Annotated in this window: 5 protein-coding genes; 4 read left to right on the top strand and 1 reads right to left on the bottom strand. The window is 73.4% G+C overall.

Going from position 1 to position 5,253, the window contains the following annotated elements; genetic code table 11:
* The 4 genes from B7767_RS13320 to thiO form a co-directional block, all read left to right on the top strand.
* A partial coding sequence (locus B7767_RS13320) for a beta-ketoacyl reductase (RefSeq protein ID WP_143652413.1) occupies positions 1–1,072 on the top strand: 1,072 nt, incomplete at its 5' end.
* Complete coding sequence (locus tag B7767_RS13315) at positions 1,069–1,629, top strand: FcoT family thioesterase (RefSeq protein WP_085572371.1); 561 nt, start codon at positions 1,069–1,071, stop codon at positions 1,627–1,629. The genes B7767_RS13320 and B7767_RS13315, both read left to right, overlap by 4 nt.
* A 30-nt stretch (positions 1,630–1,659) precedes the next feature.
* Positions 1,660–3,741: a type I polyketide synthase gene (locus tag B7767_RS13310; protein ID WP_085572370.1), complete on the top strand. Its 2,082-nt coding sequence runs from the start codon at positions 1,660–1,662 to the stop codon at positions 3,739–3,741.
* Entirely contained in the window at positions 3,738–4,829 is a 1,092-nt protein-coding gene (gene thiO / locus B7767_RS13305) for a glycine oxidase ThiO (RefSeq protein ID WP_085572369.1), read from the top strand. Before B7767_RS13310 ends, thiO begins: the two co-directional genes overlap by 4 nt.
* Before the next feature lie 92 nt (positions 4,830–4,921).
* On the opposite strand, the gene B7767_RS13300 is transcribed toward thiO, so the two are convergent.
* A partial coding sequence (locus B7767_RS13300) for a polyketide synthase dehydratase domain-containing protein (protein WP_179167136.1) occupies positions 4,922–5,253 on the bottom strand: 332 nt, incomplete at its 5' end.

Genomic DNA, 5,253 nt, shown 5'->3' with positions numbered 1-5,253 from the left:
ACCCGGCGCCGCCGCCCTGGCCGCCGAACTCACCGGGCTGGGCGCCCGCGTGGAGGTGGCCGCCTGCGACGCCGCCGACCGGGACGCCCTGGCCGCCGTGCTCGCGGACCGCGTCCTCGCCGGGGTCGTGCACACCGCGGGCGTCCTCGACGACGGGATCATCTCCTCGCTGACACCGCGGAGAATGGCCGCGGTGATGCGCCCGAAGGTCGACGCCGCGCTCAACCTGCACGAGCTGACCGCCGGCCAGGACCTCTCGGCGTTCGTGCTGTTCTCGTCCGCCGCAGGCGTCACCGGAGGCGCCGGACAGGGCAACTACGCCGCCGCGAACTCCTTCCTCGACGGCCTCGCCGCCCACCGGCGCGCCCACGGACTGCCCGCGCAGTCGCTGGCCTGGGGACTGTGGGCGGAGGCCAGCGGCATGACCGGCGCGCTGGACGAGTCCGACGTGGCCGGCATGCGGCGCGACGGCGTCCTGCCCATCGCCTCCGACGAGGGCCTGGCGCTGCTCGACGCCGCCGGAACGCTCGACCGGGCCTTCCTGGCGCCCGTCCGGCTCGACCTGACCGGTCAGCGCCGCGCGGACGTGCCGTACCTGATGCGGGACCTGGTGCGCGGTCCGGCCCGGCGCATCGTCGAGGCCACCGCCCCCGAACCCGCCGAGAGCCTGCGCGACCGGCTGGCCGGTCTGCCCCCGGCCCGCCGGGAACAGGCACTGCTCGACATCGTCCGCGCCCAGGCCGCCGCCACCCTCGGCTTCGCCGAAGCCGACGAGGTCGACGCGGAACGGTCGTTCCGCGACATGGGCTTCGACTCCCTGGCCGCCGTCCGTTTCCGCAACAGCCTCGGCGAGGCTGTCGGGGAACGCCTGCCCGCGACCCTCGTCTTCGACCACCCGACCTCCCTCGTCCTCACCCGCCACCTGCTGGAGGAACTGGCGCTCGGCGAACCGGAGACGGACCCGGAGCGGGCCGAGGACACGGGAGGCGCCGAGGACCGCACCGCGGCGATCCAGAACATGAGTCTGGCCGAACTGCTCCGTACCGCGCGAGGATCAGGAGATCCGACATGACCCGACTGCTCGACGCCACCGACCGGCATGTCCACCCCACGGACGAGGAACTGCTGCACCGCGTGCTGACCCCGTACCGGGCCAAGCGGTGCGAGTACCTCACCTCGGCCACGGTCACCCTGCACGACGGCCGCGACGACGTCCTCCTCAGCGCCGACTGCTCCTTCGTGATCCCCGAGTCCTGCTACATCGACGACACGGGGCACTTCAACTCGGTCGAGTTCAACATCTGCTTCAACCAGATGGCCTACTACCTGATGGCCAAGGCGGTGAAGGAGTCCCTGATCGAACCGTTCTCGCGCTGGACCATGGAGCAGTTCTGGGTCCGCCAGCTCGCCGACGTGTTCATCACCGACTTCAGGAGCACGTTCCGCAACGCCATGAGCGGCCGTGCCTTCCGGGGCCGGATCGAGATCGTCGACATCGCCGACTGGGACGGGAACGACCTGCGCGACGCCCTGGTCGTGCTGCGTACCCGGTGCCGCTACTGGGACGAGAAGGGCGGCGAGAGCCACGGCGAGATCGCCGCCGCCATCACCAACCCGCCCGAGAACTGATCCGGCCCGGCCACCGCGGAGGAAGCGACGATGAGCAGCACGCAAAGGCCTGGGCTTCCCGAGGGAGCGCGGCAGGTCGACACCGAGCACATATACGACCGGCTGGCCGAGCGCGGCCTGCGGTACGGGCCGGCCTTCCGGAACCTGCGGGCCGTGTGGTCGCACGGGGAGGAGGTCTACGCCGAGGCCGGTCTCGAGGGCGCGACCGGCGGCGACGACTACCTCGTGCACCCGGCGCTGTTCGACGCCGCCCTGCAGGCCGCACTGGTACCGGGCCTCGACAGCGAGGGCGGTACGTTCCTGCCCTTCGCACTGCGCGGCATCCGCCTCCACCAGGCGGGCGCCAGCACCGTCAACGTCCACGCCGTGCCCCGCGAGGGCGGCGTGTCCCTGGAGCTCACCGGCGACGACGGCGAACCCGTCGTCACGGTCGACACCCTCGTCAGGCGCGCCGTCTCCGCCGACCAGCTCGACGCCGCCGCGCAGCGCACCCGGCTGCTGCGCGTCGCCTGGAAGACCGTCGAGCAGCCGTCCACCGGCACGCACCGGACGCACTGGGCGTTCCTCGGCACCGACCACATCGGCGTCACCGGCGCGCTGAAGTCCGTCTGCCGCTCGTTCGACTCCTACCCGTCGTTGGCCGCCCTGGACGCCGCGCTCCGCGAAGGCGCGCCCGTGCCCGACGTGGTCGTGGTCTCGTGCACGGACCAGGACTCGCCGGTGCGCTCCGCCGCCCAGCGCGCCCTCATGCTCGTACAGGAATGGTCGGCCGACCACCGCCTGGCCGGCTCCCGCCTCCTGCTGGTCAGCAGCGGTGCCGTCGCGTCCCGCGGCCAGGAGGACCTGTCCGACCTGCCGGGCGCGGCCGTGTGGGGCCTGCTGCGCAGTGCCCAGTCCGAACACCCCGGCCGTTTCGTCCTGGCCGACGTCGACCACCCCGAGGACTCCGGCCGCGCCCTGGTCGCCGCGGTGGCCTCCGGAGAACCCCAGGTCGCCGTGCGCCACGGCGCCCTGTTCCGGCCCCGTCTCGTGCGCTGCCCGCCGCCGTCCCGGCGCGTCGGCCTCACCGGGACCGTCGTGATCACCGGCGGCACCGGGGCGCTGGGCCGCCTGTTCGCCCGGCACCTGGTCACCCGCCACAACGTCCGGCACCTCGTCCTGCTCAGCCGCCGGGGTCCGAACGCCCCCGGAGCCGCCGACCTGGACACCGAGCTCACCGCGCTCGGCGCCCGCGTCGACCTGGTGGCCTGCGACGTCACCGACCGGTCGTCGCTCGAATCCGCCCTGGCGGACTTCCCCGCGCCCTCCGCCGTCATCCACACCGCGGGCCTGCTGTCCGACGCCACCGTCGACGCCCTCACCCCGCACAGGCTCGACCAGGTCCTGCGCCCCAAGGTCGACGCGGCGCTGCACCTGCACGACCTGATCCGCGACCCGGACTGCCGGTTCCTGATGTTCTCGTCCGTCGCCGGGCTGGTCGGCAACGCGGGGCAGGCCAACTACGCCGCCGCCAACTCCGTCCTCGACGCGCTGGCCCACCACCGCCGCACCCTCGGCCTGCGGGGCCTCTCCCTCGCCTGGGGCCTGTGGGAGAGCGAGGACGGGATGGGTTCCGAGCTGTCCGCCACCGACCTCAACCGCATCAAGCGCTCCGGGTTCGCACCGCTCGGACACGACCAGGGCCTGGCCCTCTTCGACGCGGCACTCGCCGGCGACGAGGCCGTCCTCGCCCCCGTGCGGCTGAACGAGGCCGCACTCACCGGGCACGTCCCGCCGGTCCTCGCCGACCTGGCGCCCGCCCCCTCCGGCACGTCCGACAACGCGCTGAACCTCCGCCTGGACGACCTGCCGGAGGACGAGCGCGACGGCGCGGCCCTGCGGTTCGTCCGCGCGTCCGCGGCCGCCGTCCTCGGCTACGACAGCTTCGAGGACATCGACGCCGACCGGGAGTTCGGCGCCGTCGGCCTGGACTCCATCGGCAACCTCGAACTCAGCCGCCGCCTGGCGGCCGGCACCGGGCTGCACCTGCCCGCGACCCTCGTCTTCGACCATCCGACGCCCGCAGGGCTGGCTTCCCATCTGCGGCGACTTCTCGAGGAGAGCGAATCATGAACACCGTCGTCGTAGGTGGTGGCGTCATCGGCCTGGCCACCGCCTGGCGGGCCGCGCGCCGGGGCGTCACCGTCACCGTGATCGACCCGGCCCCGGCCACCAAGGCGTCCCACGTCTCGGCGGGCATGCTCCCGCCCGGCCACGAACAGCTCATCGGCCAGGAGGACCTCCTGCGCCTGTGCATGACCTCCCGCGACCTCTACCCGTCCTTCGTGGCGGAGCTGGAGGAGTTCGCCCCCGCCGGCTTCCGGCGCGACGGTGTGCTGGACGTCGCCTTCGACGAGGACTCCATGCGCAGCCTCGAACGACAGCGGGACCTCCAAGAGTCGCTCGGCATCCGCACCCGACGGCTCTCACCGGAGGAGTGCGACGCGTTCCAGCCGGGCCTGGCCCCGGTCGTCGGCGGCCTGCTCTCCCCCGACGACGGCTCCATCGACCCGCGCGTGCTCAACGCGGCGTTGATCACGGCGGTCGAAGCCCTGGGCGGCACCGTCGTCCGGCGCAGCGTCGTACGGGTCGGTGACCACACCGTCACCCTCGACGACGGCGACGCGGTGGCCTTCGACCGCCTCGTCCTGGCCGCCGGCTGCTGGACCCACCACATCGGGGGCCTTCCCGACGGCGCCGTCCCGGAGATCCGCCCCGTCAAGGGCCAGGTCCTGCGCCTGCACGCGGACCCCGCGCTGCTCAAGGTGACGACGCGGGCCTTCGCCAAGGGCTCGTCCCTCTACCTGGTGCCCCGTCCGGACGGCGAACTGGTCATCGGCTCCACCTACGAGGAACGCGGCTACGACGAGGTCGCCACCGCCGAGGGCATCAGCGCACTGATCGCCCGCGCCGCCAAGGTGATACCCGGCGTGGGCTCCCTGCGCTTCGGCGAGATCAGCGCGGGGCTGCGTCCCGGCTCCCCCGACGACCTGCCCGTCATCGGCCCGACGGCCGTCCCCGACGTCTACATGGCCTCCGGCCACTTCCGCATGGGCGTCCAGCTCGCGCCCGTCACCGCGGAGGGCATGGCCGCCTACCTCACCGACACCGCCCCGCACGCCTCGGTGGTGCCGTTCACCCCGCTCCGCTTCTCCTCCTGACCCCTTCCGCGCGTACGGCTCCGCCCCCTCACCGGTCCGGTGAGGGGGCGGAGCCGTACGCGCGGGCCGCCGGCGCGGCCCGCGCCGGGTTCTCAGGAGGGCACCGCCACGGGGCTGCCCAAGGTGCCGGTGGCGTTCTCGGTCCAGGAGTGGTCCTCCTCGGAGCGTGACCTGATGGTGAGGGCACGCCCCCCGGACGGGTCCTCGGCACCGACGACGACCTGGAGGAGCGCGGCGTCGTGCGTGCCGAAGGTGACCGGGGCGTTCAGCACGAGCTCCGCCACCTCGTCCAGGCCCACCGTACGGGCGGCGTGCAGCGCGAGCTCGACGAAGGCGGTGCCCGGCAGGATCACGGTCCCCATGACGATGTGGTCGGCCAGCCACGCATGCGTGGTCAGCGTCACCCGACCGGTGAACAGGTGGC

It is taken from the genome of Streptomyces sp. 13-12-16 (genome assembly GCF_002114215.1).
In the GTDB taxonomy this organism is placed as follows: domain Bacteria; phylum Actinomycetota; class Actinomycetes; order Streptomycetales; family Streptomycetaceae; genus Streptomyces.
The sequence above is the reverse complement of the archived record's forward strand: the minus strand, read 5'-3'. Positions and strand labels throughout refer to the sequence as shown.

Excerpts from the sequence above, each read along its gene's own strand:
- B7767_RS13315 (WP_085572371.1), top strand. The coding sequence starts at position 1,069 with ATGACCCGACTGCTCGACGCCACCGACCGGCATGTCCACCCCACGGAC.
- B7767_RS13310 (WP_085572370.1), top strand. The coding sequence starts at position 1,660 with ATGAGCAGCACGCAAAGGCCTGGGCTTCCCGAGGGAGCGCGGCAGGTC.
- thiO (WP_085572369.1), top strand. The coding sequence starts at position 3,738 with ATGAACACCGTCGTCGTAGGTGGTGGCGTCATCGGCCTGGCCACCGCC.